This is a genomic window from Actinophytocola sp., from assembly GCF_036378875.1.
Lineage (GTDB): Bacteria > Actinomycetota > Actinomycetes > Mycobacteriales > Pseudonocardiaceae > Actinophytocola.
In genome coordinates this window covers 98,124-122,859 of sequence record NZ_DASUVO010000044.1, presented here as the reverse complement: position 1 = coordinate 122,859, position 24,736 = coordinate 98,124, and the positions used below count along the sequence as shown (strand labels likewise).

Sequence of the window (24,736 nt, the reverse complement as noted above, 5' to 3'; positions counted from 1 at the left end):
CGGTCCCTTCGTGAGTTCACCTCGCGGCGGTGAGGGCGTCCGCGAGGCGGTCCAGGGCCGCTGTGAAGTCCGGCGGGGACAGGTGGCCGAAGCCGAGGCGGAACACGCGGTCGTCCTCGCCGAACCAGGAGCCCGGGGCTACCCGCGTGTCGCGCTTGGCGAGGTGGGCGTAGAAGTCGGCGACCGCGGCTGTTGGGAACCGGTCGGGTCGGAGGCGTAGGCAGCAGATGGCACCGCCGTCCGGTTGGACGATGTCCACCGGCTGGTCATGGGTCCACGCAACGAGTTCGTCCAGTGCCTGCCGCAGTCGGTGGGCGCGGGGCGCGAGGAAGTCCGTGCGGCGACTGACAACCCGGGCGGCGAGGAACTCGTCCACAGTGGAGCATGCGATCGCGGTCAGGAACTTGGCTTCGCGGAGTTTCCCGTACAGCTCGGCGTCGCTCGTGGTCAGCCAGCCCAGTCGTAGGCCGGGGGCGCCGTGTGCCTTGGACAGCGAGGAACAGGTGACCACCCGCGAGGACATCGCCGCCGCCGATGGTGGGATCTTGGCTTCGCCGTAGGTGGATTCGCGGTAGGTCTCGTCGACCAGCACGACCGCCTCCGGTGCGCGGTGCCGCACCTCGTCGAGCAGCGCGTGCAGTTCCGCTTCGGTGAAGCGGACGCCCGAGGGGTTCTGCGGCGAAGCGAGGGACACCAGCCGGGTTCGTGGTGTCAGCGCGTCGGCGATCCGGCCGAGCGGGAGCCGGTAGCCGTCGTCGAACGACAGCGGTACGACGTCCACCTGTGCGCCGAGTCCTTCTGGGACGGTCCGGGCCGGCGGAAAGCACGGTGTGGCAAGGAGAACTCGGTCGCCCGGTGCGCAGGTCGCCTGCGCGAGCAGGAACATCGCCGCGATCGCGCCCACCGTCACCAGCACCTGGTCGGCGGCCACTCCGGTATCGGCCGCGATCATGGCGCGAAGTTCGGCGTCACCTCCGATCGGGCCGTAGCCGAGCACGACGTCGGTCAGTTCGGCCGGTTCGGCGAGTTCGCCGAGGGTCAGCGGCGGGCTCGTGCTCTCCGCGAGGTCGTAGCGCACGGGGCTGTCGAGCAGCGCCGATATGGCACTGGGCGCGAAGGTCGTCATGACACCCAATGCTCGTGACGCCGGCCGGGACACGGCAGAGCCAATTGCGGTAAATTGGTTTGTCGATGGAGCCAATTGGGTTGGTGGAGCGCCTCGGCCGCTGGTCGTCGGGGCGTGGACCGTTGTACGTACTGCTCGCCGCGCGGCTGCGTGCGCTGATCGACGAGGGCGAGCTGCCGCCCGGCGCACGGCTGCCGCCGGACCGGGCGCTGGCGTCGGCGCTCGCGGTCGGCCGCACCACGGTCGTCACGGCGTACGAGCTGTTGGCCGTGGAAGGCCGCATCGTCCGTCGGCAGGGCAGCGGCACCCGCGTCGCCGGAGCCGAGGCGGCGTCGGTGCGGGCCACGACCGACGCGCCCTCGTTCCTGCACCTGCTCGAACCGAGGGACGGCGTGATCCTGCTCGCGTGTGCCGCACCGGACGCGCCACCCCCGGAGCTGGCCGAGGCGTACATCCGGACGCTGCCCGAGTTGGCCCGCACAGACGGTGACATCGGCTATCACCCGATGGGGCATCCCACTCTCCGGCGCGCGATCGCCGACCGGTACGAGCAGCGTGGCGTGCCCACCGCGCCGGACCAGATCCTGGTCACGAACGGTGGGCAGCAGGCACTTTCGCTGCTGGCCCGTGCGCTGGTCCGGCCGGGCGACCGGGTCCTGGTGGAGGCGCCGACGTATCCCGGTGCGCTGGAAACGTTCCGGGAGGAAGCGGCCGTGCCGCGCACGCTGCCGGTCGGACTCCCTGGTCTGGCGGCCGCGGTGGCCGAGCACAGCCCCGCGTTCGCCTACGTGATCCCCACTTTCCAGAACCCCACCGGCGCCGTCATGCCGGCGCTGCCGCGCCGCCGCCTGGTCGAAACCGCGGTCACGGCGGGCGTCGTCCTGATCGAAGACGAGGTGCCCGCCGAACTCGGCTTCCCCGGTGAGGAAACACCACCGCCACTGGCCGCGTACCACGATCAGGTGATCACGATCGGGTCACTCAGCAAGGTCGTGTGGGGCGGGCTGCGCATTGGCTGGGTCCGTGCACCGGTGCCGGTTATCGCACGGCTGGCGCGGCGGCGGGCCGTACACGACCTCGGCGGCAACGTCCCGGCACAGCTGGCCGCCGCGGATCTGTTGCCACGCCTGGACATCCTGCGGCAACGTGGAGCCGTGTGGCGACAGGCCCGCCACGACCACCTGCGCGCCGAACTCGCCCGACACCTCCCTGACTGGCACGCGCCCGCCGTGCGAGGCGGCCAGACACTGTGGATCCGCCTACCACACGGCGACGGCACGTCGTTCGCCCAAACGGCGCTGCGCCACGGCGTCGCGGTCCTACCAGGCGTCGGCCTCGACGCGGACGGGCACAGCGAGCAGTACGTACGTATTCAGTTCCTCGTCTCCCAGGAACAGCTCAGCGAAGCCGCACACCGACTGGCCGCGGCATGGAAGGACTACCGCGCCCCCAAAGGCCGCGTCACGTCCCCACCGGCGATGGCGGTGTAGTGCTCTGACCGAGCGAGTCGGCCGACTCGCTCGGACACCGGGGCCACGGAAGCGGTGTCCTGAAAGACGCGCTCATGTCGTTGAACGTCCCGATCGCGTCTTTCAGGACACCGGCCAAGTCCCGCAAGCGCCGCGCTCTCCGCAGCCACAGCGCCCGCCACTGTTCCCTCGGAAACCTGGCCGAAGCGAGCGACCTCAGGAATACCTGTCAACAGCCCCGGCTGCCGAACCCGAGCGAATGGTCCTTTCGTGCCCCCGGGGGTCCCCCGATTTCAACGCTACCCGGGGGCACCGACAGAAGCGGGGGTCTGCCAGCGCAAATGGCAACTGCGTCACCCGTTCGTGTCAGGTTTGGGCACGGTGCTCGGCAACTGGCTGAACGGCCAAGCAAGCCGCTGAGGCCGGCCTGGTGGTCGGTCCGGTACGCACCATCGGGCAGCCGTGTCCAAATGCTCTGTCCCGCGAGGCGCGGTGTGCGGGATGATCCATGAGTGTTCGGCCCGGCGGGCGGGCGGCGCGTACCCGCCTCGCTCCTACTGATCGCTCTTGTCCTCTTCGGGATTGCCGGTTGGTGCATCTGGTCGAGGGCGACCTCGCCCACGGACGGTGCCACGGTCAGTCCCGCGGACAGTGCTGTCTCGATCGGGCACGTCATCGTTTCGGCGACCGAACCAGGCAGTGTTTTCGAGCTTGGTGACGAGGTTCTGGTCATCGACGGGCAGCGGCTCGCCGAACGGGTCGCGCGCATGCCGGGTGGGCAGGCGGTCGAGGTCGGCGACAAGCTCACCTACGTCGTCGAGCGGGACGGTGAGCGCCAGGTTCTGCGCGTCACGCTCGAGCCCTTCCCGATTCTGGGCGCGCTCGCCAACTGGTGGCCCATGGTGCTCGTCGGCGGCCTGCTGCTCGCCACCACCATCACCGTGTTCTGGGCGCGGCCGCGGGATCCCGCCGCCCACGCCACGCTGATGACCTCGGCGATCGGCATCGTCGCGATCGTCGGGTGCGGGTTCTTCCCGCTGACGGCCGTCGACCTCGTCGCCGGGAGCCAGTTCTGGCGGCACTACACCGGCCAGATGGCGTTCGCGCTGTTGTGGGGCGCTGTCCTGCACTTCGCGATCGTGTTCCCCGGCACCACCGTGACCCGCCGGCAGCGCTGGCAGATCGCCGCCGGGTACGTCGGGCCGCTCGTGCTCTACGGGTTGGTCTGGCTGGTCAACGACATGATGTTCAGCGAGTCGATCGAACGGCTCTACGTCCGGAACGTGCCCGTCCTGCCGAACCTGTTCGTCTACCCGGCGCTCATCACCACGGTGCTGGTCCGCAAGTACCTGCGCCACCGTGGCGAGCCGCAGGCCCGGCCGATCATGTGGCAGCTGGTGGCGCTCATCGGCAGTGCCGCCGCGTACTTCGCCACCTGGGTGGTGCCGGTGATCGTGACCGGTGTGCCGATCGTGGCGTACGAGTTGCAGGCGCTGCCGTTCATGGCCGTGCCCATCGCGATGTCCGCCGCCGTGCTGCGGCACCGGGCGCTGAACATCGAGGTCGCGGTCAGCCGGACCGTCGTCTACGGCGCGTTGACGATCGGCGCGATCGGCGTGTACTTCGCGGTGCTTGGCGCGTGGTCCGCGGTGTTCGGGCCGGTGACGAACGTGTGGTGGCAGGCGCTCGTGGTGGCGGCCATCGCGGTGCTGTCGCAGCCGGTTCGCGCACGGCTCCAGTCGCTGATCAACAAGCGGCTGTACGGGGACCGGGACGACCCGTACCGGGTGGTGTCGGCGCTGGCGTCGCGGCTGGAGAACACCCCGACCGCCGCGTCGATGTTGCCGGAGATCGTGGAGACCGTGGCCGCAGCGCTGCGTCTGCCGCACATGGCGATCGAGATCCAGGCGCGGGGCCGCAGCGAGACAGCGGCCAGCGTCGGGACGCCGACCGGGGAGCTGTACCGGATGCCGCTGACCTTCCACGGCGAGCGGGTCGGCAACCTGGTGGTGGGGCGGCGGTCCTCGCAGCGTGAACTGACCAGGCCGGACCGGATCGCGCTCGCCGAGGTCGCCCGGCACGCCGGCGCCGCCGTGTACACGGCACGGCTGACCCGAGACCTGCGCCGCAGCCGTGACCGGCTCGTGCAGGCGCGGGAGATGGAGCGGCGCCGGATCCTGCACGAGCTGCACGACGGTGTCGGGCCGACGCTCGCCGCGGTGGCGCTCGGGCTGGACGTGAGCCGGCGGACCGTCGGCGAGGAGTCCCCGACCGGGGAGTTGTTGGGGCGCCTGCGGGACGAGCTGCAGGCGGCGATCGTCGAGATCCGGCGGCTCGCGCACGGTCTGCGGCCCCCGGTGCTGGACCGGATCGGCCTGATCCCGGCGATCCGCGAGTACGCCGGCGCGCTCGCGAGCCGCACGGCCGGCGGCGACGAGCAGAAGGGTGGCGTGACGATCGTGCTGGAGGTGCCGTCGAGCATGCCGAAACTGCCGGCGCCGGTGGACGTGGCGGCGTACCGGATCATCTGCGAGGCGTTGACGAACGTGACCAGGCACGCGGCGGCCAAGTCGTGCGCGGTGCGGTTATGGATCGACGACGACCTGCACGTCGAGGTCGTGGACGACGGCGTCGGGCTGCCGGCGGTGAGGAACGGCGGCGTCGGGTTGTCGTCCATGCGGGAGCGTGCGACGGAGCTGGGCGGCGAGTGCCTGATCGAAGCCGATTCCGACGGCGGGACAAGGGTGTTCGCTACGCTTCCGTTGCCGAAGGAGGGGAGTTGATGGAGGCGACACCGCGGCTGCGGGTGCTGGTCGTGGACGACCATCCCCTGTTCCGCTTCGGACTGTGCACGGTGCTCGCGGAGGAGCCGTCGCTCGACGTGGTCGGTGAGGCGGCGAGCGGGCGGGACGCGGTCTCCGCTGCGCGGACGTTCGAGCCGGACGTCGTGGTGATGGACCTGCACCTGCCGGACATCGACGGCATCGAGGCGACGCGCCAGATCGTGAGTGAGCGGCCTGGCACCGGGATCATGGTGCTGACCATGTTCAACGACACGGAGTCGGTGTTCGCTGCGATGCGCGCGGGCGCCCGCGGCTACCTGCTGAAGGGCGCGGGCCAGGAGGAGATCGTCCGCGCGGTGCACGCGGTCGGCCGGGGCGAGGCGATCTTCGGGCCGGACATCGCGACCCGGGTGCTCGGGTTCTTCAACGCGGGCCCGGTGCAGACCACGGACCCGATCTTCCCGGAACTCACCTCCCGTGAGCGGGAGGTGCTGGCCCTGATCGCGGACGGCGAGAGCAACTCGACGATCGCGCGCAAGCTGTCCCTGTCCCCGAAAACGGTCCGCAACCACGTCTCGAGCATCTTCACCAAGCTCCACGTGGCCGACCGCGCCCAAGCGATAGTCCGCGCGAGAAAAGCAGGCCTTGGCGAAGGCAACCACGGCCAGTAACCCGCGAGTCCAACACACCAGACCCGCGTGTCCAACGTTCCGGACCCCTGAGTTCAACAATTCCGCTGACCGAGCGGTAAGCAGCTTTGTTGAACTCGCGGGTCGAGTGTGTTGGACACGCGGGTTGTGAGGTCAGATCAGGCCTTCGCGGAGGGCGTAGGCCACCGCGTGGGAGCGGTTGCGTAGTTGGAAACGGTTTGTCACGTCGTGGAGGATGCTCTTCACCGTGCGCTGTGAGTAGCACAGCTTGTCGGCGATCTCCTTCGTGGACAGTCCGGACGCGACGAGGCGCAGCACCTCGGTCTCCCGGTTGGTGATGCCCGCCAGGTGCAGGCCGCGCGGCTCCAGCACGTGGCGCTGCAGCCGGGAAACGCGGTTCAGCAGCCGGCCGAGCAGGTCCGGCGGCAGTGCCCCCTCACCCGCGGCGGCGGCCTTCACCAGGCGCACCAGCACGTCGGGCGTCGTGTCGGCACGCCGTGCCACCGCGCACACGCCCCCCTCGACAGCGGTCAGGATCTCCGTGTCCTCCAACTCCCCTGCGATCAGCACCACCCGGGTGAACCCCCGCACCTGCAGCGTGCGCAGCAGCTGCGCCCCCCGGTCGTCGAACCGGTCGGTCACCACGAGCGCCACGGCCTCCGGGGACGCGGCGTCCTCGTCGACCAGCCACACCTCCTGCCGTGTGCGCAGTGCCATCTGGACACCGCTCTGCAGGATCGGATCGGTCGCCCGCACGACGACCGGGATACGGCTTTGCTCCAGCATCAGATTTCCGCTCTCCCTAGCGCGCCCCCGACTCGACGCCCAGCACGTCGAATCCCGCGCAGAGCAAAGGTTGCCCGAACGTGCGTCCCGGGCGCATGGGACCTGTGTCCCGGGTTTGCCCGTCCGTACCACCGAGAGTGCCCGGCCGCTCACGTAAAAGGGCCCCCGGCGAACGCCGAGGGCCCAAAAGGACTAACGCGTCACCCGGCCGCGCCGCCGGCCAAGCGACCCGAGAAGAACACCGACGGGCGGCACTGTCCGTCCGCTGGCTCCGGCGCGCCGGGCAGCTGGCAGCTCACCTCGACCGTCAGCGGCTTGTCCGGACTGATCACCACCGGCTCCAGGAAGTGGAAGTCCTGGTCCCGGTAGTTCGCGAGCCCCGTCTCGTACAGCACGTCATCGCCGCGCTTGATCAGCAGCGTGCCGTTGTCGCCGCGCGGGTTCATCAGGATGATGTCGGTGATCACCAGCGTCTTGTCGGCCGGGACGGCGCCCTCCGGCACCCCGAACGACTCGAACTCGTCCAGGTCGGGCTGAGCCTCCGCGTCCGTGGTGATCCGGAAGTCGACGGCCTGACCAGACGCGATGTTGACGCCGTTGGAGTCCTCGGTGGCGCCGCGGCCACCACCGCCGCCGCCACCCTCATCGGCCCCGCCGGCCGCTTCCATCTCCTCGACCTTCTGCTCGGCCTCCTCGGCCTTCTGCCCCGCCTCGTCCGCCTTCTGGCCGAGGTCCTCGACCTCCGCCATCATCTCGGCGTTCTGCTCCTTGGCCGCCTCCTCGCCCGCCTGCCTCGCGGCCGTCTGCACGGTCGGGCGGACGAGCGTGAACCACAGCACCGTCAACACGACCGCGGCCGCGAGCACGGTCGCCGCCACCGGCAGGAGCCACTTCGGCAGCAGCTGCTGCTGCACGACCGTGCCTTCGGCGTTGATCGGCGGCAGCTCGCCGGAGGTCGCGGTGACGCCGAACGGCAGCCGCTTGTCCTGGCCGCGCAGGAACCGGTCGTGCGGCTTGGCCTTCAGCTTCAGGAACGCGGACGTGCCGGGCTGCACGACCAGCGAGCCGTGGTCGAGGGTCAGCTTCAGCTGCTCCTCGGGGTCGTTCGTGACGACCTCGACCGGGATCGGGTAGTTGCCCGAGTTGTCGACGACGATCTCGTGCACGGCCTTGGTGCGGCACTTCGACGTCTTCGGCGACAGCTCGACCTGCAGGTCCATGAACGGCTCGACCTCGATGACGCCCTCGGCGACCGACGAGTTCGGCGCGTCCTCGCGCGAGAGCACCCGCACGCCGAACGGCACCTGTCCGGCCAGCACCGACGAGTTCCTCGGTGGCGAGAACCGGACGGTCGCCTCGACGTCCTGCCCCGGCATCAGGTTCAGGATGCGCGGTTCGACCTCGGCCCACTCCCGCGAGTCTCCGACTATGTCCAAAGTGAACTGGTCGACCAGCGTGCCGTTGTTCCGCACCAGGATCTTCGCCTCGATCGACTGGCCCGGGGTCACGGACAGCTGCCTGCTCGCCAGCGACGTGGTTGCTCCCATGGGAAAGCAGTGTCTGGCTCGGCGCGGTCACGGACAGCTTGCGCAGGGGAGCATGGCGGGGCGGGCCGCGCTGCCCGATCGGGCGCACCCACGCGTCCACTACGCCACCCGCGCGCCGGGGCCGGTCACGCTCGTTTCCACCTACGGTCAGGCGCGGTGAACCACGCCTACCAGTGAGGGTCCTGCCGTGCCGAAATCCTTGTTCCGCAGCAAGCGTGCCGCCGCGGTGGCCATCGCCGCAACCGTTGCCGCCGTTTCCTCGGTGGCGCTGGTGTCCGGCCAGAGCACGACGGCACGTGCCGCGGTGGCGCCCGGCACGACCGTCCGCGCCTCGGTCGTGGACGGCCCGGACGCGACGCAGTCCCCCGAGGGCGGGTCGTCCCCGGAGCTGTCGGCGGACGGCACGGCCGTGACGTTCACGAGCCGGTCGAAGCTGGACGACCTGGACACCGGTGGGCACGAGAACGTCTACGTCAGGGACCTGCGGAACAACCGCACGGTGATGATCAGCCGGGGCCAGTTGACGCGCCCGGAACCACCTCCGCCGAGCTCGACGACGCCGCCCCCCACGACCGACATCACGATCGACTCGCCACCGCGACTGGCCGGGGAACCGAAGCTGTCGCTGAACGGCAGGCGACAGCCGCCGCCCGTCGTGCCCGGTGAGGTGCCGCCCAGCGACAGCAGCTACGCACCGACGATCTCCGCCGACGGACGTTACGTCGCCTTCGTGACGTGGGCCGACAACATCGTCTCCGACGATGACGACGACGACTCGGACATCCTCGTGTGCGACCGGGACCCCGACGGCGACGGGGAGTTCGACGAGACCCGGACGGTCGGCGAGGACGACGAGATCGTCGAGCGGGACTACACGTACTTCCGCGTCACCCAGCCGCAGTGGCAGTCCACCTCATCGGGCGGCCGCTACCGCGTGGACGACCCGCGCGTCCCGAAGCTGTCGGACGACGCGAGCCGGCTCGTCTGGGAGGACGACTACGTCGAGCCGAGCGGCCTGTACCTCGACGTCGTGCGCACCGCGGTGCTCAGGCAGCCCGGCGGCGCCGTCGGCAAGCCCAAGACCACCGAGATCATCGACACCCGCATCGGCGACCAGCCGCCAACGCGGCAGTGGTCGCCGGACGTGTCCGGTGACGGCGCCTTCGTCGTGCTCGTCGCCAGCTTCGTCCGCGTCGAAGGCGACATCGAGTTCCCGACCTACATCTCCTACCACGCGGTGTTGCGCAAGGACATGAGGTCCGGCGCCGTGCTGCGCGTCGACTGGGACACCGACACCACGCCGGAGAAGCCGACGTACCTGTCGGCGGACGAGACGGTCCGGCTCGACGAGCCCGCGATCTCCGCGAACGGTGGGGAAATCGCGTTCGAGGCCGAGGAGTACGAGGACGTCTGCTCCGACGGCTGCTGGTACTCGGTCGCGGACCAGCCGATGGTGTTCGTGGTGCGGATCGACGCGGAGAACAGGCCGGTCGACTCGATCGTCGCGTCCCGCGACAACGACAACGAGATCGTCAACGGGTTCAGCCCGTCGCTGTCCGGGGACGGGCGGTTCGTCGCGTTCGGCACGGACAACGTGAACGCCCACGACGGTGTGGACTTCGGGACCGACGACTACAGCTGCCTCAACCGAGGCGAAGGAGACCTGCGCGGGAAACCGATGGTCAACCTGTCCGGTCTGCCGCCGACGTCCGAGGCCCGCGACGAGCGCACGGTGTGCCAGGTCGTGGTGCGTGACCTCGTCGTGGACCGGGAACGGCTGCGGACCGAGCAAACCCGGCTGCCCGGCACGCTGGTGTCGGCGGGCACCGGCGAGGACTGCGCCGAGGAGTTGCCCGCCGGCGAGTCGTGCGCCGGCAACGGTGACTCGCCGCCCTACCGGGTGCCGCCGACGCTCTCCCACAACGGTTCAACGGTCGCGTTCGACTCGCAGGCGACGAACCTGGTGCCGAACGTGGTCGACGACAACCGGGCGACGGACGTGTTCGTGCGGACGTTCCGGCCGGAGCTGAAGGCCGACCCGAGCCCGCTGGAGTTCGGTGAGGTCGAGCTGGGCGACACGTTCGACCAGGTCGTGCGTTTCGACCACGTCGGCACGGGACCGTTGACGATCGAGGAGATCACGATCGAGGGCACCGACGAGTTCGCGCTCGGCGCGCAGACCTGCCTCGGTGAGGCCGTGATCCTGCAGCAGACGGGCAGTTGCGAGGTGTCGGTCACCTTCGCGCCGACCACCGCCGCGGACCGCACGGGCACGCTGCGGGTGACGCTGCGGGACGGCCGGGAGTTTACGGTTCCGTTGCGTGGCAAGGGAACCAAGGAAGAGCTGCCGCCGCCGGCTGACGCGCGGTTCGCGGCAGGCCCCGACCCGCTGAACTTCGGCGACCGACTGTTGCTTTCGGACGGTCCAACCCAGACGGTCACGGTGACCAACGTGGGCGGTTCCCCGCTGACGATCACGGATGTGGCGATCGTGTCGACCGTGGCACTGGCGGACTACACGATCGCCACCGACACGTGCTCGGACATCCCGCTGCGCCCCAACGGGACGTGCCAGGTGACGGTCAGGTTCTCGCCGACCGCCTCGGGCGACCGCCCGGCGGTGCTTCGGTTCGTGGACAACGCACCCGGCGGCGACGCACACCTGATCGGGTTGGCCGGCAAGGGCGGCACCCCGGTGCTCCAGCTGTCCCCGGCCGTGACGCAGCCAGGCCGCGTGGTCACGGTGACGGGCACGGGTTTCGCGCCGAACCGCACGGTGGCGATCACCGTCGCCGGCTCGCCGGAGACGGCGACGGCGGTGGCCGACGCGACTGGCGCGTTCAGCCAGGCCCTGCTGATCTTCCCGAAGTCGTCGGTCGGCAACCGGCTGGTGACCGGGACCATCGACGGCACCGCCCTCAAGGCGGAACGGCCATTGCTGATCGTGACACCGACCGTCACCCCGGCCGACTTCGTCGTCCGAGGTTGAGGTTGCCGTAGTACAGCGCACCGGGCAGTCTGGAGATATCCGGCTACCGGGGGAACACGATTGGCTACGGGCAGACACCAACATCTGAACCAAGCGCTCCTGCGGATCCCGAGGAGGGCCGAGAACTCCGCCCGGCACACCGTGTCGAGCACCTACGTGGAGGCCGGCTCCCTCGCCGCGCTACTGCATTCGACTGACCACCAGATTCTGTACGGACGTCGCGGCACCGGGAAGACACACGCACTGTTGCATCTCGCGGACATTGCCACCAGTTTGAGTGACGTCCCGGTGTACGTGGATCTGCGCACGATCGGCTCGGCCGGCGGCATACACGCCGACTCCACCCTTCCCGCGACCGAGCGCGGCACGCGGCTGCTGATCGACACGCTGGAGGACGTGCACGACGGGCTGCTGTCGGTCGCCATGGACAGGGAGATCGCCGACCCGAGCGGGTTGTTGCGCGGGTTGGACGCGCTCGCGGAGGCCGCCACCAGCGTCAAGGTCGTCGGCGAGGTCGAACGGGAGACCACGATCGGCGGCACGTCGGAGTCCGTGCGATCGGCGGGGTTCACGATGGCGCCGCGGCCGTCGCTGACCGCATCGACCGGCTCGCGGCGCACGTCGACCGCGCAGAGCCGCCTGGTGCGGACGGGGGTGGAGCAGCACCATGTGCTGTTCGGCCCGCTCAGTCGCGCCACCAGGAAGATCGTGCGTGCGCTCGGCCCGGCGAGGCTGTGGCTGCTGCTCGACGAGTGGAGCAGCGTGCCAAGGGAACTGCAGCCGTTCCTCGCCGACCTGTTGCGGCGCGCGGTGCTGCCGATCGGCGGGCTCACGGTCAAGATCGCGGCGATCGAGCGGCGGTCCCAGTTCGCGACACCGACCGGGACCGGCGAGTACGTGGGTATCGAGGTCGGCTCGGACGCGGCGTCGTCGGTCGACCTGGACGCGTTCCTGGCCTTCGACAACAGCGAGACCACGGCCAAGGAGTTCTTCGCCCGGCTGTTCCACAACCACACGTCGGTCTGGCTGCGCACGATGGTCAAGGACCCACCGAGGGACGCGGCCCGTTTCGTCGAGGAATGCTTCCGCCGCAGCGCTTTCCTCGAGCTGGTGCGTGCCGGGGAGGGCGTGCCGCGGGACGCGATCAACATCGCCGCGCTCGCCGCGCAGCACGCGCACGACCGGCCGATCGGGGTCGCCGACGTGCGCCGGGCCGCCCGCGACTGGTACCTGCGGGACAAGCAGACGGCGATCAGCGGCAACCATCCCGCCCGCGCCGCGTTGCGGGCACTGGTCGACGAGGTGGTCGGTCACCGCCGGGCGCGGACGTTCGTCGTGGACCAACTGGCCCGCGACCGCGCCGGCGTGCTGGAGGATCTGCACGACGCGCGGATGCTTCACCTGCTGCGCCGCGGCATCGCCGACCCGCACCACCCCGGCTCGCTGTACGACGCCTTCGCCATCGACTACGGCTGCTATGTGTCACTGCTGCTCGACGACCCCAAGTTCCAGGTCCGCGGCCGAGGCGACTGGCTCAACTCCCCGAACGGCGTGCCACCGGAGGGGTTCCGGTTCGCGAGGGCAGCGATCGACCTCGCCACCCTGCTCAGGTGAGGAAAGAAATGACCGCCGCGGCGAACTCGTCCGGCGCCTCACTGTGAATGTGGTGGCCCACCGGGATCTCCACCACGCGCGCTGACGGCATCTTCGCCGCAGCGGCACGGAGGCGGGCCTGGTCGACGTGGCTCGGCGGGCCGCCGGCCAACCACAGCGTGTCGGCGGTGATGTGTGCCAGTCCCGCCCACCACGCCGGGTCAGGGGTGCGGATCAGGTGGCGGATCGCCTTGACCACCGCCCAGTCGAAGTCGACCGGCTCGTCGGGCGCGTCCGCGACCTCGGGCAGCGGCACCGGCTCGTGGGGCGGCGGGGCGATGTCCTCGACGACCAGGCGGGGTATCCGGCCCGGCGCCCGCATGGCGACATGCATGCCGACGGCGCCGCCCAGCGAGTGGCCGACGAGGTCCGCCTCGTCGAGCCCCTGCGAGTCCAGGAACGCCAGGACATCGTCGGCCATCGTGGCGAACGAGTAGTCGCCTGGCCGAGGAGACGTGCCGTGGCCACGCAGGTCCAACGCGATCGACCGCCGGGGCAGCTGTGCGGCGAACGCCGACCAGGTGCGTGCCGATTCGCCCAGTGCGTGCAGTAGCACCACCGGCGGGCCGTCGGACGCCCCGCCGGTGGTGTGGCCGAGTGTGATCACCAGGCCACGCTACAACTCCTCGAAGAACTCGATCTCACTGATGGCGAGACTGGCATCGATGCCGCTGGCGGACTTGAACGTGGACTCGACGTAGATCTCCACGCTGTTCACACCTTCGCCGTTCTCGATCTCCACCGTCTGCGGGTCCGGCCGGTCCTGCAGGTTGACGTCGGTCGTCTTGCCGTTGGAGAACACCAGGTGCAGCTTCTGCGCGCGGTGGGTCTCCTTGAAGCCCTTGCCGTCTCCATTGTGGACAATGAGCTTCGCGAGGTTCACCGTGCGGTCGAACTTCACCACCATGTTCGGCTCCACCGCGCCGAGCGGCGCGGCCCAGTAGCTGTCCGACTTGCCGTCGACCGCGTTGTTGGGTGGATGCTCTGGCGACACGAGAGATCCCACGGGTGCCTCCGCCGCCGACACGGGCGCGTACTGGGGGAAGAAGGTCCGCTCGAACGTGCCCTTCGCCTCGGCCGCGCGCTCGTTGACCCAGCCCCGGAACGGAGTGAACATCCCGTAGGCCACACCGCCCAGCACCAGCAGGAGAGCGACCACTCTGCGCGCCACTTTGAAGGTGTTGCTGACGATCAGGCCCAGCTTGGTCTTGCCGCCGCGGCCACGCCCCTTCGGCCGGTCCCCGGACTTGCGGACCTTCGCACCCCGCCGCGGCAGAAGCTTGCGCCACCAAGGGGTCTTGACGACCTCCGCCTCCGCGAGCGACGTGCCGCAGCGACTGCAGAACTTCCTGGTGACGCTGTTGCCCTCACCGCACTCGCCACAAACCAGATCCCCAGGCTGCAGCTTCTTCGACGGCGGCTGCCGCCGCACCTGCGGAGGCTTCGTCCGCGCCTCCTGAGGCACCACGGCATCCGGCTGGCTGCTCGCGGTCCCCACCACCGGCGCGGCAAGCTCCTTGGCCTCAGCCGCGGTGGTTCTTGCCGGCTCGCCGTTGGGTGGTGGTAGCGCTGGACCACCGGCTGGCGCCTTCGGCGCGGGAGGAGGTGGCAGCGCCGGGCCGCCGGACGGCGGGGGTGGCGGCAACGCCGGCCCAGACGGTGGCGCGGGCAGAGCAGGCCCACCAGCCGACGCAGGCGCCATAGGCCCAGCCGAGCCGGTCGACACAGGCAAAGCAATCACCACCGCACCAGCCGCCGTAGACGGAGGCGGCAACGTGGGCCCACCGCCGGCTGGCGCGGGTGTCGCGACCCCAGCCGGCGAGGCACCCGGCGTAGGTGGCAGCGCCGGCCCGCCGCCGGGCGGCGTGCTGCCGGGCGCCCTTGGCGGCGCAGGCGGAGCAGTCGGCGCGGCACCCATGGAAGGTGCCGTCGCCGCCCCGCCAGGCGGCGACGCCGCGGTCGCACCCGGTGCAGGGGGTGGCTTCGCGGGCCCGCCGGGCGGCGCAGGCGGAGCGGCCGGCGCGGCACCCATGGCCACACCCGACGGCGATGGTGCCGTCGCCGGCCCACCCGGCGGCGCAGGCGGAGCGATCGGTGCGGCACCCGCAACCGCGCCCGGCGCAGCCGCCATCGCGCCGGGCGGAGCAGGCGGCTTCGCCGCCCCACCGGGTGGCGCAGGCGGAGCAGCCGTCACCGCGCCCGTGGCCGCACCCGGCGGAGGTGGCGGCTTCGCCGCCGCACCTGGTGGCGGGGGTGGCTTCGGTGCCCCAGGGGGCGGAGGTGGGGCTCCGGGCGGTGAGGGCGGGCCCGCGGCACCCGGCGGTGGCGGGGGCTTCGGCGCGCCAGGAGGGGGCGGAGGCTTCGGGGCCCCAGGTGGGGGCGGAGGCTTGGGCGCACCCGGAGGCTTGGGCGGACCACCAGCGCCCGGGGGCTTCGGCGGGCCACCGGCACCAGGCGGTTTCGGCGGGCCACCAGCCCCCGGAGGTTTGGGTGGACCACCCAGCCCTGGCGGTTTGGGCGGGCCACCGGCACCCGGAGCGCCGGGACGGCCAGGGACGCCGGGCTTGGCCGGGGTCTCCACCGGGTCCCGGCTACCCACGTCGAGGTACAGCACCGACTGCAGGCGGGAGAACCAGCCGCGTTTCGGCTGTTCCTCCTCCTCTTCGACTGGTGCCGCGGGTACGGGCGCCGGGGCCAGCTTCTCCCCCGTCCACTCCAGGAAGGATCCACAGGAACCGCAGAACGCGTCTGTTTCCTTGTTGTGGAAGCCGCAGGTCTTGCAGACGATCACGGTCTGTCCACCTCCACTCTGTGCACCACGTGTGCTGGCTTGGCGGCCGCCACCGCCGAGTCGACCAAATCCATGGGGACGCTCGACGGGTCGTGCACCCTGATCCGTACCGCGAGCCGTGGGGACGCTTCGCCGGGCATCGCGGCGCCCGGGTTCTTCGACCAGCCCACCGCGCCGCTGTCGGCGATCTCCACCCGGCCGCCCGTCAGTACCTGCAGGTTCGCCCGTAGGCCTGCGACCGTGCCGCGCATGCGGTACATCTCGACCGCGGTCGCGACCACCGCGCGCCGGCGTTCGATCGGCCAGCCCTCTTCCAGTTCGATGCCGACCCAGCCGGCCATCCACTCGAGGAAGTCCTCCGGCGCCAGGTACGGGTCGAAGTAGTCGACCAGGCAGTCCAGAGTGGACAGTATGGGTGCCAGTACGTCGTCGAAGCCGCCGACGAAACGCTCCGCGAACGGGTCCTCCTGGTACACAGCGGGAAGCATCGCGATGAACGGCGACGCGTTCGCCATGCCCGTAACCATGCCGCGCATCAGTGGTCCTCCACCTTCACGTGGTGTTCGTAGGAGAAGATGAGGCTGTGCGGGTCGACGTCGAGCCGCTGGCACTCCTCGCCCCGTTCGCCGGTCACCGGGTTCGCGCCGAACAGCCGCACGTCCTCGACCAGGTCGACGCCGCGAACCCGTTGCAGCAGCGCGTAAACGTCACCGGCCTGCACCGGGCGGCCGAACTCCCACCCACGACCGTCCCTGCCTCCCGAGATCGGGTTCAGGTACCGGTACAGCGCCTCCAACGCCTCGGCCCGGACCCGCGCCGTGTCCAGCCGCGGCCGGGCGATCACCCGCGCGACCACCGTCACCCCGCGATACCTCGGCGGCGACACCAGTACGCGAGTGCCGATCAGCCGCACCTCGTCGAGACGTTCGGAGATCCGGGCCAGGGTTTCCTCGCCCGGCACCAGTTCCGCGAAGTCGATCTTGCCGTCGACCTCGGCCGCCGCGGGGACGATCAGCACCCGCACGGAACCCGCGTCGGTGTCCTGGTCGCCCGCGGTGACACAGCGGACCCGCGCCACGTCCGGCGCGGCCTCGTGTGTGATGGCCTCGTAGTCCTCGGCGGTCACCGCGCGACTGCGGGTGCGCAGCAGGATCGGGCCACGTGCCTTGGCCTCCTCCAGGCTCTCGCCGTCGACCCCGCCCCACGCGGCCTCGATGTTCTCCACCCTGGAAACAAAGGGAATCGACGACTTCAGCGTCTGGATCGCGCCCCTGCCGACGTTGCCGATCCGGCCACCACCGGTGGCGTGCTTACGCAACCGGATCGTGGACCCGTAGGGCGCCACCGCGCCGTACTGGCGCAGCCCGCCGTCCGGCTCGCGAATCGCTGGTCCGAAGTGGACGGTGCCGGCCGTGGCGTCCAGAATGTAGTGCCGGTCGGCGGGTCCGCTGCCGGCGAAGTTGTGTACCTGCGTCCACTCCTGCCAGCCGTGGTCCGACATGGTCTCGAGGACGGCCTGGCCAGCGCCGAGCACCACCGGGGCGCGGGCGACGGAGAACTCCTGTCCCGGCACGCCTTCCGAGTCGCCGAGGATCTCCTCCTCGATGATCTCGCAGTGGTCGGCCTCGACGGTGCCGCCGATCGTGCTGGCCGACAACGCGGTCACGAGCGGGGTCGCCTGGTAGGTCGGCCAGTCCTCGTCCACCTCGATCACGCGGGCCCGCAACCAGCCGGCCGCGTGACCGCCGAGGACCGCGGACTCGTGGTCACCCGGCACGTGCACGTGGATCTCGCCGGTCGTGTTCAACGCTCCGGTCTCGTCGGTGCTGACCCGGCAACGCCGCCACTCCTTGCCGTTCCACGCCTCCCACTGCAGTGGCGGGTGGTCGGGGTGCACGCCGACGCCCTCGACCCGACAGTCGAAGTCCAGGCGCACCACGCAGTTCGGCACCGGGTTGGACAGTCCGACGAGCATGGCGTCGTCGACCCGAGGCACCGGCGAGAACGCCTCGAACGACTGGCCCATCTTGATCTCGTCGGTGCGGTCGACCTGCGCGTCGGCGTCCGCGGCCTGTGTCGCGACGTAGTTGAGCGCGCACGGCAGGATCTGCAGGTCCTTGTCGGTGGAGAACACCACGGACTCGACCTGCTCGGTGCGCAGCGTCGCCACGTTGGTGCCCATCGGGATGCCGACCGCGGTGATCGCCGGCGCGGACAGCCAGAACGTGACGTCGGCCTGCGCCGGCGTGGCGGGGATCAGCCGCAACCCGATGAGCTCCAGGAACTTCACGTAGAGCCGGTCAGGCACCTGGTTGAGCCGGAACAGCAGCTGGTCGGTCATGAACGCGAACGTCTCGATCAGCGTGACGCCGGGATCGGACACGTTGTGGTCCGTCCACTCCGGACAGCGCCGCATGACCATGCGCTTCGCGTCGTCGACGAGGTCCTGGAACCGGCGATCGTCGAGGTTGGGGGCAGGCAGCGCCATCAGTAGTCACTCCCGTCCTCTGGGATGGTGTAGAAGGGGAAGACCAGGTTGCGCCGGTCGTTGGTGTCCTTCGGGCGGTACTGGATGTCTATGTAGAGCACGCCGTCCTCCTCGGGATGCGGCGTGACGAGCACGGCCTCGACGTCCACCCTCGGTTCCCAGCGCAGCAACGCGTCCCGCACCACCTGCGACAGCTCCCCGATCGTCTCCACGTTGATGGGCCGGAACACGTAGTCGCGGATCCGGCTGCCGAACTCCGGGCGCATCGGCCGCTCACCGGGATAGGTCGCCAGGATCAGCCGCATCGCCTGCTCCAGCTCCACCTCCCGGCGCACGAGGGCGATCCCGCCCTGCGGCGCGACACCGAGCGGGAACGCCCAGCCAGCACCGACGAAGTCCTGCTGTGTCGAAGTCATGAAACGCCCCTAGTTCAGCTTGATCAGAGAACCCTTGACCTCGACGATGGCGTTGCTCTCGATCTTCACGCCCATCTTCCCGTTGAGCGAGAGCTGTCCGTCCGTCTCGATCTTGACCCCACCCGTGCCACCCTTGATCGTGATCCCGCCGAGCTCGCCGCACTCGATCGTCAGTGATCCGTTGGGGGACTTGGACTCCGGCGGCTTCGGGTTGCACGCCAGCGTGACCGTCCCGGCGACCTGGTCGATGACGAGGCCGAGCTTGTCGCCCTTCGTGCCCAGCTGGATCTTCGACTGGACCGGCGGCAGGCTCCCCGGCGGGCCGGGCGGCAGCTCGTCGGTGAACGTCAGCTGGTTGGCGGCCGGTGTGGCGATGCCGCGCTTGGTCACCATCCCGGACCCGTCCACCGCGTTCTTCAGCTCGCCGTAGTCCGCCTTGCTGTTGAGCAGTCCACCGAGGACATACGGTCGGCGCGTGTCGCCGAACTCGAAGCCCAGCAACACCTCGTCACCCACCGACGGCAGGAACAGCGCCCCGGTCTTCGCGCCGGCGCCGAACTGCACCACACGGGCCCAGTCGGACTCGAAGTTCGGCGCGAGCCACGGCAGCGCGACCTTCACCCGGCCGAGCTTGTCGGGGTCCTTCAGGCTGGTGACGATCCCGCACACCAACCCGCCGAAGGCCGTCTCCTTCGTCTTCGCACCACCCGAGGTCAGCCCGAGGAGTGACCGGTTCTGCCGGCCGGACACCCAGAACCGTGTGTGGTAGCCGTTCTCGTTGGCGTCGAACACGTGCCGCGCGTTGGTGACGAACCACTTGCCGCAGAACTGCTCCGGCACGCCCTCGATCTCGATCTCCGCGCCGGCCTGGATCCCGGGGTCGCCGTCGGCGTCACCCTCTGCCTCGGCGAACGTGCTCGCGATGTGGTCGGCCACACCCTTGGCCGCCGCCTCCGCCGCGGTGTCGGCCGCCTGCCCGACGCCGAGCGGGCGGTCCACCACCAGATAGGCGGTGTTACTGGCCTGCTGCCCGAGGTTGAGGCTCGGCATGCCGGGAATCGACGGTATGGGCGGCAACGACGGCAGCGGAAGGAACTCGTTGCTGAAGGAGTTCGCCAGGTCCGCGGGGTCCTGGTCGTCGATCTTCGCGGTGCCGGTCGCGGCGTCCACTTTGGCCACCGCCACGCGGGCGTCCTTCGGGTCCCACACGCGGACCTCCACGTCCGGTGTGAGGTTGGCCGCGGACAGCCGGGGCAGGAACGTGTGCAGGTTCTCCTTGAAGGCGAGCTTGCTCGGCCCGAGCCCGACCAGGCTGGCCAGCGTGTCGACGATGTCCCCCAGCAGGCCACCGCCGCCGTCCTTGCGACCGGATGCCTTGCGGAAGAAGAACTTCCCACCGACCACACCCGTCTCGTAGCCGATCTCGCGCGCCCGCTGCTGGAGGAAGTCCCAGTCCGTCTGGGCGATCTGCGCGATGTGGTCGTGGGCGACCGAGGTCTCCTCGATCACGCCCTTCTCGATCTTGGCCTTGTCCGCGACCTGGGCGGCGATCTCGGAGTCCTTCATGTTGAGGAACGTCCTGGTGCGCTTGGCCCGCTGCAACCGGTGCGCCCGCTCGTAGCCGCGCACGATCGAGAAGATGAGGCCCTCCTGGCAGATGGCCTCGATGGACGTGACCTCACCTTTGATCAAGGAGGTCGTCGACTCGCTGTTCGCCGCCCCGGCGGAGATCTCGACGGTCGAGCCGATCTCGAGGCCCGCGTCCTTGACGATGCTGCCCTCGAGATCGTGGAAGGTCAGCTCGAACATGTCCGGCAGGTGCAGGTGAGTGTCCACAACGGCCCGCACCAGATGCTCCGTGACCGTTGGCAGCAGCGGGATCCCCACCACCTTGCCGACCTTGACGTCCGGCCAGACGATGGCGGTGTCGCTGCCGCCGAGCAGCCCGCCGAGCGTCATCGCTTGCCCCCCTTGTCCAGCTCGTCCGGGTTGGGCAGGTAGACGGTGGCGCCGGGCCGGATCCGCGTCGGGTCCTTGATGCCGTTCACCTCGGCGATGCGCCGCCACGCACCCGGGTTGCCGTAGTTGGCGTTCGCGATGGTCTGCAGCGTCTCACCGTGCCCGACGGTGTGCGCGCGCCGGCCGGTGAGCCCACCGGAGGTCGGGTTCTGCGGCAGGGTGCCGAGCAGTGACGGCACGACGTCCATGTTGAGCCCGACCGTGGCCCGCACGGGAATGCCAGCCGAGGTGAACCGGGTGTAGTTGATCTTCACAGACTTCAGCGTCACCGTGTACATGAAGCCCAGCAGGGGTGGTCCCCACTGGAAGGTGAGCTCCGGCGGTTGCGTCTTGAGGTTCTTGCCGAACACCGCGGCCACCTGTCCGACGAAGCCGCCGGCCGGGTTCGTCCACGTGATGAGCGTGTCGCAGCGCACCTTGGTGTCGAGGCCCTCGAAGGTGATCTTGCTGAGGTTCAGCGTCAGTGGCGGGACCTTCTGCTGGACCTTCTTGCCGCCCTGGTTCCGGTTCGGCACGGTCTTGGTCACCGCGGTGCGGGCCATCGCGATCTCGCTCGGGTTGAAGTCGAAGTAGACGAACCCGATGTTCGGCAACGTCATGCACCGCAGCGAAGCGGGCACGCGTGCGCCCGCGAGCGCGGCGGCGCCGATCGCGGCCCCCGCGACGACGTTCGCCCCAGCCGACACCATGGCGACAGTCATGGGTCACACCCCTCCGCTCACAGAAAACCTTCGTGGACAAGTACGAGCTGCTCCATCGCGACACCGGCCGACATGGCGTCCAGGTCCGGGCCCTTCCAGCTCTCCGGGTACACGTTGCGGAGCATCCACCGCGTGACCTCGGTGCCGCGCGAGTCGAAGAGGACGATCGTCGCGGTGCCCCCGCCCCCGCTCGCCGACGCGTTCACCCAGGTTTCGGCGCGTTGCCGCAGCCAACTGAGGACCAGCTCGGTGTCGTTCTTGTTGATCGCCCGCTGCAGGACCACGTTCGAGTACTTGATCTCCCCCGGCAGGATCGTCTCGTACTGGTAGTTCCCGCCCTCCGGCTGGGCCTTGGAGTTGAACTTCACCTCGAGGCCCTGGCACCGAGCCCAGCCGCCGAGGTCCATTCCCTCCACGGTCACGTGGAACCGCGCCGTGAGGGCGAGCATCGTGTTCAGCGTGATGGCCATGTCAGAACATGCGCTGGTCGTTGAGGAAACCGCGGTGCGTCAGTTCCAGGGTCTCCAGCGCGACCTGGCTCGCGCTGGCATCGAACGTGGTGACGGACCACTTGGCCGGCATCACGTCACGAAGGTCCCATGAGGTGACCTTCTTCTGCCCGGAGTCCCTGAGCTCGATGTACCCGTCGAAGAGCTGCACCTTCGTCGCGGTCTCGTCCAACCACTTCTTCGTGGCCTCGGTCTCGTCGGAGACACTGCGCGTCAGCCTGATGTTGGTGTACTTGGTGTTGCCGGGAAAGTAGAGCCGGTCGTTGCCGCCATCCCCCATGCGGTACTCGGCGACGTCCCATGTGACGTCGAGCCCGTCCGCCTTGGCCCAGCTACCGATGTCGTACGTGTTGTTCCCGGACATGACCACCTTGAACCGGTTCGTCAGGCCGATCATGGACGTGTCGGACAGTGCCATTGCTTCCTCCTAGCGAAAATCGGTGAGCATGCCCGCGCGCTCACGGTCGACGAGCAGTTCGAGGCGCAGTCGGCTGCGCAGCCGGTCGTACAGCCGGGTGGCCAGCTCGTCGAGGTCGACGTTGTTGAGGTCCAGAGAGGACCCACTGGACCGTCCTTCGGAGTCGCCGTCGTCCGGGTCCCCCGCCGCGTCCTCTTCCGTTTCCCACCACGTGTCCATGTCGAACTGGGTCGCCGTGCTGCGGTCGATCAGCCCCATCCGGTCGGCCACCCGCTCCGCGACCGGGCGGTCGTCCCGGAAGGAGCCGCTCCACCAGCTGTCCATGAGCCCGGGTTCCCGGCCCCCACGCCTGGGCGGGGCCGGATCGGAGTGCACGTCCATGCCGGTGATGGCGTGCATCCACGCCTGCGCGGAACCCGGCTCGTACCGCGGTTCCTGCGGCTCGGCGGTCTGGTCGTGCCGGGACGGGTGGCTGCCGTGGCGCCGGGCGGCCTCGGCCGTGATCTGGTGGTCGATCCTGGCCAGCGCGTCGCGCGGCAGCTCGGTGAGTGGGGCCGCACCGGCAGCGAGGTGGCTGTTGAGCCGCACCAGTTCCGCGGCGATCATCTGTTCACGGCGACTGGCGGGGCGGGTGGCGGAGCCTGGCGCCGTGCCGTGCGCGCCGGTGTGCGCCGGGCCGTGCGTGGTGTGTTGTTGCTGCTGCGGGTTTCTCTGCTGCAGCGCGGGGTTCGTCCACTCCGCGACCACGTGCCTGGCCGACTCGGTGGCGATCCGGTCCACCTCGGCGGCTTCCTCCTGGTCGAACGGGCCGTTCGCCGGCTGCAACCGCTGGGTGGGGGCCGGGGCGAGTTCCGTTGCGAGTTGGGCGGCGACGGACAGGTCCGGCTCGGGCGCCGACGCTGGAGCCGGCATCGGCGCGTGGATGAGCGGCGGCGGTTCGGCGGACTCGCCGGCATAGAAGCGTTCCGCCGCCTGCGCCTCGGCTTCCAACCGCTGACCGAGCGGTGAGTCGGGCGACGGCAGGCGCGGGCCGAGCGTGCGTTGCTGGGCCGCGTGCACCAGTTCGTGGGCGAGCAGACCTCGGGCGCGTGGTGAGTCGACCGACCCCGCCTCGTCCGGCAGGAACACGGCACCGCCGGCGGCGAACGCCCGCGCACCACGGGACTTCGCCGCCTCGCTGACCTTCGGGCCGCGGTACACCGGCACCTCGGACACGTCCGCGTGCTGCCGGGTGCGAACCTCGCTGGCCAGCGCGGCGGGCACCCGCTCGACAACCGTCCCACGTGGACGCTCGCGACGCCGGGGCGCCGGACGCAGCTCTGCCGTGGCGCGGTAGACCGCGGCCACGGGCTTGGCAGGTGTGGTACCGACCGGCGCTGGTCCAGCCGGGGGCGGATCGCCGGTCGGTTGGCCGCCGCTCGACGGCGGTGTCCGGTCTTCACGCTGCTCGGGTGGCTTGGCCGGTTCCCGGTCGGCCACCGACGGCTCGGGCGTCGGTTCCGGCTCCGGTTCCGGTGCCGGCGGCGGCTCGGGTGCCGGGTCCGGTTCGGCCACCACACGCGCAGGGGCCGCCGGTGGGGGCGGCGGCTCCTGCGGTGACTCGACCGTCCCGTCCACAATGGGCGGTGACTCGTGAACGAGCTCCGGCCTCGAGATCGGAGCGCCGAGCCCGAGCCGCCGGGACTGGCCGAGGTTCGGCCGCCGCTTACGTAGGGGCGGCGGGTTCTCGGTCGTGGGTTGAACACTTTCCGCCATGCGCGGCGGGGGGTCGACCTTGGGTGTCCGCAGTTCGGCCGGGAGGAACGACGGCGGTTCGGCGATCACCATCTCCGGTGTGCCGGACGGAGGAAGCGCGGGCTCCTCGGCCTGGCTGGTCTTCGCCCACTCCGGCATGAACCGCAACCAGCCGGGCGCCTTGTAGGGCTCGGCCGGCACGCGTGGCTCACCGACGTACTCGTCTACCGCGTCCACCAACGGCGCGACCTCGGCGGGCGCCGTCCGAACCGGACGACGCACCACCGGCCGCGGCAACAGCTCGACGCCTTGCGAGGCAACGGGAACCGCGGGAACGGTCGCCCGCACCACGGACTGGGCAAGCCCGGTGACGGTGCCGACGGGCACCTCGACCGAGGCCGCGAGCCCGCGCCGCTCGCCGAGCCGAAGCGGCGGCACGACGGGTGCCGGCCCCACGGTCAACGGCATGGTCCGGGGAATGGTGGTGGTGATCGCCGGCAGTGTGGCCCACTGCCGAGCCGGTGGCCTGACCACGTCCCCGGCCGGCTGTGCAATCGCTTGCGCGAGCGCGTGTCCGTCGCCGCCGGCCGTCGGCTCGGTGCCCGCGGCCGGGCCGGCCGACGTGCCGTCAGCCTTTCGCCGAAATGGCCAGCGCAT

18 protein-coding genes are annotated in these 24,736 nt (G+C 70.3%); 5 read left to right on the top strand and 13 right to left on the bottom strand.

Annotated elements, in window-relative coordinates; translation table 11 throughout:
• Positions 1-16: 16 nt before the first annotated feature.
• A complete protein-coding gene (locus VF106_RS11475; protein WP_330839615.1) occupies positions 17-1,126 on the bottom strand; it encodes a pyridoxal phosphate-dependent aminotransferase in 1,110 nt (369 codons plus the stop codon).
• A gap of 65 nt (positions 1,127-1,191) precedes the next feature.
• Here VF106_RS11475 and VF106_RS11470 point away from each other — a divergent pair, with 65 nt between their 5' ends.
• The 3 genes from VF106_RS11470 (at position 1,192) to VF106_RS11460 (ending at position 6,049) form a co-directional block, all read left to right on the top strand.
• Positions 1,192-2,616 (top strand): aminotransferase-like domain-containing protein, encoded by a 1,425-nt coding sequence (locus tag VF106_RS11470; protein WP_330839614.1) that lies wholly within the window; start codon positions 1,192-1,194, stop codon positions 2,614-2,616.
• Between the two features lie 491 nt (positions 2,617-3,107).
• Positions 3,108-5,378: a sensor histidine kinase gene (locus VF106_RS11465; RefSeq protein ID WP_330839613.1), complete on the top strand. Its 2,271-nt coding sequence runs from the start codon at positions 3,108-3,110 to the stop codon at positions 5,376-5,378.
• A complete protein-coding gene (locus VF106_RS11460; protein WP_330839612.1) occupies positions 5,378-6,049 on the top strand; it encodes a response regulator in 672 nt (223 codons plus the stop codon). The genes VF106_RS11465 and VF106_RS11460 overlap by 1 nt, the downstream gene beginning before the upstream one ends.
• Before the next feature lie 132 nt (positions 6,050-6,181).
• Here VF106_RS11460 and VF106_RS11455 read toward each other — a convergent pair whose 3' ends face one another.
• Positions 6,182-6,814 carry a response regulator transcription factor gene (locus VF106_RS11455; protein WP_330839611.1) on the bottom strand — a complete coding sequence of 211 codons (633 nt, stop codon included), beginning with the start codon at positions 6,812-6,814 and terminating at the stop codon, positions 6,182-6,184.
• Positions 6,815-7,014: 200 nt separating this feature from the next.
• The gene (locus VF106_RS11450; RefSeq protein ID WP_330839610.1) at positions 7,015-8,361 is read right to left on the bottom strand and encodes a hypothetical protein; all 1,347 of its coding nucleotides are present in this window, start codon (positions 8,359-8,361) and stop codon (positions 7,015-7,017) included.
• Positions 8,362-8,548: 187 nt separating this feature from the next.
• Between VF106_RS11450 and VF106_RS11445 the strand changes: the two genes are divergently transcribed.
• A complete protein-coding gene (locus VF106_RS11445) occupies positions 8,549-11,350 on the top strand; it encodes a choice-of-anchor D domain-containing protein (protein WP_330839609.1) in 2,802 nt (933 codons plus the stop codon).
• Between the two features lie 60 nt (positions 11,351-11,410).
• Positions 11,411-12,964 (top strand): hypothetical protein, encoded by a 1,554-nt coding sequence (locus VF106_RS11440; RefSeq protein WP_330839608.1) that lies wholly within the window; start codon positions 11,411-11,413, stop codon positions 12,962-12,964.
• Here VF106_RS11440 and VF106_RS11435 read toward each other — a convergent pair.
• From VF106_RS11435 to VF106_RS11390, 10 genes are all read right to left on the bottom strand, one after another.
• On the bottom strand, positions 12,957-13,610 hold the full coding sequence (locus tag VF106_RS11435; protein WP_330839607.1) for an alpha/beta fold hydrolase: 654 nt from the start codon (positions 13,608-13,610) through the stop codon (positions 12,957-12,959). The genes VF106_RS11440 and VF106_RS11435 overlap by 8 nt on opposite strands.
• A gap of 9 nt (positions 13,611-13,619) precedes the next feature.
• The gene (locus VF106_RS11430) at positions 13,620-14,504 is read right to left on the bottom strand and encodes an NADase-type glycan-binding domain-containing protein (RefSeq protein WP_330839606.1); all 885 of its coding nucleotides are present in this window, start codon (positions 14,502-14,504) and stop codon (positions 13,620-13,622) included.
• A 1,286-nt stretch (positions 14,505-15,790) separates the two neighbouring features.
• Complete coding sequence (locus VF106_RS11425) at positions 15,791-16,330, bottom strand: phage tail protein (RefSeq protein ID WP_330839605.1); 540 nt, start codon at positions 16,328-16,330, stop codon at positions 15,791-15,793.
• Entirely contained in the window at positions 16,330-18,282 is a 1,953-nt protein-coding gene (locus VF106_RS11420) for a putative baseplate assembly protein (RefSeq protein WP_330839604.1), read from the bottom strand. Before VF106_RS11420 ends, VF106_RS11425 begins: the two co-directional genes overlap by 1 nt.
• Positions 18,282-18,698, bottom strand: coding sequence for a gp25 family contractile injection system sheath assembly initiator (locus VF106_RS11415; RefSeq protein WP_330839603.1), 417 nt, complete (start codon positions 18,696-18,698; stop codon positions 18,282-18,284). Before VF106_RS11415 ends, VF106_RS11420 begins: the two co-directional genes overlap by 1 nt.
• Positions 18,699-18,707: 9 nt before the next feature.
• Positions 18,708-20,657, bottom strand: coding sequence for a phage baseplate assembly protein V (locus VF106_RS11410; RefSeq protein ID WP_330839602.1), 1,950 nt, complete (start codon positions 20,655-20,657; stop codon positions 18,708-18,710).
• Positions 20,654-21,418 (bottom strand): LysM peptidoglycan-binding domain-containing protein, encoded by a 765-nt coding sequence (locus tag VF106_RS11405; protein ID WP_330839601.1) that lies wholly within the window; start codon positions 21,416-21,418, stop codon positions 20,654-20,656. Before VF106_RS11405 ends, VF106_RS11410 begins: the two co-directional genes overlap by 4 nt.
• 17 nt (positions 21,419-21,435) lie before the next feature.
• Positions 21,436-21,888 (bottom strand): phage tail protein, encoded by a 453-nt coding sequence (locus VF106_RS11400; protein ID WP_330839600.1) that lies wholly within the window; start codon positions 21,886-21,888, stop codon positions 21,436-21,438.
• 1 nt (position 21,889) lies between these two features.
• Complete coding sequence (locus VF106_RS11395) at positions 21,890-22,345, bottom strand: phage tail protein (protein WP_330839599.1); 456 nt, start codon at positions 22,343-22,345, stop codon at positions 21,890-21,892.
• Positions 22,346-22,354: 9 nt separating this feature from the next.
• On the bottom strand, positions 22,355-24,736 hold the full coding sequence (locus VF106_RS11390) for an eCIS core domain-containing protein (protein WP_330839598.1): 2,382 nt from the start codon (positions 24,734-24,736) through the stop codon (positions 22,355-22,357).

Coding starts and splice junctions, on each gene's coding strand:
- VF106_RS11475 (WP_330839615.1), bottom strand. CDS start 1,126: ATGACGACCTTCGCGCCCAGTGCCATATCGGCGCTGCTCGACAGCCCC.
- VF106_RS11470 (WP_330839614.1), top strand. CDS start 1,192: ATGGAGCCAATTGGGTTGGTGGAGCGCCTCGGCCGCTGGTCGTCGGGG.
- VF106_RS11460 (WP_330839612.1), top strand. CDS start 5,378: ATGGAGGCGACACCGCGGCTGCGGGTGCTGGTCGTGGACGACCATCCC.
- VF106_RS11455 (WP_330839611.1), bottom strand. CDS start 6,814: ATGCTGGAGCAAAGCCGTATCCCGGTCGTCGTGCGGGCGACCGATCCG.
- VF106_RS11450 (WP_330839610.1), bottom strand. CDS start 8,361: ATGGGAGCAACCACGTCGCTGGCGAGCAGGCAGCTGTCCGTGACCCCG.
- VF106_RS11425 (WP_330839605.1), bottom strand. CDS start 16,330: ATGCGCGGCATGGTTACGGGCATGGCGAACGCGTCGCCGTTCATCGCG.
- VF106_RS11420 (WP_330839604.1), bottom strand. CDS start 18,282: ATGGCGCTGCCTGCCCCCAACCTCGACGATCGCCGGTTCCAGGACCTC.
- VF106_RS11415 (WP_330839603.1), bottom strand. CDS start 18,698: ATGACTTCGACACAGCAGGACTTCGTCGGTGCTGGCTGGGCGTTCCCG.
- VF106_RS11410 (WP_330839602.1), bottom strand. CDS start 20,657: ATGACGCTCGGCGGGCTGCTCGGCGGCAGCGACACCGCCATCGTCTGG.
- VF106_RS11405 (WP_330839601.1), bottom strand. CDS start 21,418: ATGACTGTCGCCATGGTGTCGGCTGGGGCGAACGTCGTCGCGGGGGCC.
- VF106_RS11400 (WP_330839600.1), bottom strand. CDS start 21,888: ATGGCCATCACGCTGAACACGATGCTCGCCCTCACGGCGCGGTTCCAC.
- VF106_RS11395 (WP_330839599.1), bottom strand. CDS start 22,345: ATGGCACTGTCCGACACGTCCATGATCGGCCTGACGAACCGGTTCAAG.
- VF106_RS11390 (WP_330839598.1), bottom strand. CDS start 24,736: ATGCGCTGGCCATTTCGGCGAAAGGCTGACGGCACGTCGGCCGGCCCG.